The organism is Candidatus Magnetaquicoccus inordinatus, from assembly GCF_004217665.1.
In the GTDB taxonomy this organism is placed as follows: domain Bacteria; phylum Pseudomonadota; class Magnetococcia; order Magnetococcales; family Magnetaquicoccaceae; genus Magnetaquicoccus; species Magnetaquicoccus inordinatus.
The window spans coordinates 1-1584 of record NZ_RXIU01000404.1 but is presented as its reverse complement, the minus strand read 5'-3'; the positions used below and the strand labels follow the sequence as shown (position 1 = coordinate 1584).

Sequence of the window (1584 nt, the reverse complement as noted above, 5' to 3'; positions counted from 1 at the left end):
TGTGTTTGGCTACCCTCAATGAACCGCCTGCCTCTGCCAATGCGGCCCTGTTTGTTGCGGTTTTGCAACATCTTCTCTTTGGTGGGGCAGAAGCGCTTCTGCCCATGCTGCCCCGCGTGCCTTTGTCGCAACTCTTGGCCGTGCCCGCCGTGCAGGCCATTCAACAGGCGGGCGGCACGGTAGTCTGTCGCTGTCGGGTGCGTCGGCTGCAATTTTCTGGTTCAGTGCTGCAGGCGGTGCATGGCGAGCAGGGTTCCTGGTGGCATCCCAAAGCGGTCATTGCCGCGTTGCCGCATGACGTTTTGCAGACTCTGCTCCCGCTGGGTCATCCGCAACAGCAGCTCTCCTCTCTGCAGTGTGCACCGATTGTCTCTGTCCATCTCCACTATGAACAGCCCCTCAGCCTGCCTGCTCCTTTGGTAGGGTTGCCGACGCGCACCAGTCAATGGTTGCTGGATCGCAATCGGCTCTGTCAGCATCCTGCCCAACCGGGTCGTCTGAGTGCCGTTTTGAGCGGTGCCTATCGGGAGAGTCATTGGTCTGCCGCGCAACTGGTCCAGGCGGTTCATCAGGATGTGTGTCGTCTGTTGGCGCCACTAAGCGTGGTGCCTCCCCATGCCAGTCGGGTCATCAAAATGCGGCGCGCCACCTTTGCCGCTTGGCCGGGATGCAACGCTTTTCGTCTGCCCACCACCAGTCAGTGGCATAACCTATGGCTCGCAGGAGATTGGACGGCAACCGCGCTGCCGGCTACCTTGGAGGGCGCTGTCCTCTCCGGTGTGCAGGCAGCAGAAAAAATCCTCGCTTTGTGGGGCCATGAGCGGTAGACTTTCCCGGCTTTCACTAACTTACCGCTTTGTCTACTATTGATGAGAGATCCCATGCGTTTCTTCTGCCCATCTTTCTCTTCCTCCCGCACCCTGCTGACTGCGGCACGCATGATCACCGCCCTGCTGCTTTTGGCCGGTGGTACCAGCGGTTGCAGCACCACCCCCGATACAAACGAAGTCGGCAAACCGGCTGAGGCGCTCCATGCCGAAGGTGTGGAGGCGTTGGATAATAAACGGTTCAAAGTGGCGGCAGAGCGTTTCCAGGAGTTGGATCGCAAACATCCTTTCTCACCCTTTGCCATTCGGGCCCAGGTCAATTTGATCTACGCCCACTATAAAAAGGAGGAGTATGCCGATGCCATCAGTATGGCCGAACGTTTTGTGCGCCTGCATCCCCGGCATCCATATGCTCCCTACGCCTACTATATGCGCGGCTTATCCTTTTATCAGCAGATCGGCGGCGCCATGCAGGACCAAAATAATACCCGTGAGGCGCTGAATGCCTTCCAGGAGTTGGTCTCCCGCTTTTCCAAAAGTGATTATGCCTGGGAGGCCGAGCAGATGGTTGTGTTATGCCGTGATCGTCTGGCAGAGCAGGAGATGGTGGTTGCCCGCTACTATCTGGATCAAGAGGAGTATATTGCCGCCATCAACCGCTTTAACCAAGTGGTTACCAATGTGTTTGGCTACCCTCAATGAACCGCCTGCCTCTGCCAATGCGGCCCTGTTTGTTGCGGTTTTGCAACATCTTCTC

Annotated in this window: 2 protein-coding genes; both read left to right on the top strand. The window is 57.4% G+C overall.

Translation table 11 applies throughout. The features are described from left to right. Positions 1 to 827, top strand: an 827-nt coding sequence (locus EJP87_RS16055) for a hydroxysqualene dehydroxylase (protein WP_193771461.1), incomplete at its 5' end; no start/stop codon positions are given. Between the two features lie 54 nt (positions 828 to 881). After that, a complete protein-coding gene (locus tag EJP87_RS16050; protein WP_193771460.1) occupies positions 882 to 1529 on the top strand; it encodes an outer membrane protein assembly factor BamD in 648 nt (215 codons plus the stop codon). Positions 1530 to 1584 lie beyond the last annotated feature (55 nt).

Coding starts and splice junctions, on each gene's coding strand:
- EJP87_RS16050 (WP_193771460.1), top strand. CDS start 882: ATGCGTTTCTTCTGCCCATCTTTCTCTTCCTCCCGCACCCTGCTGACT.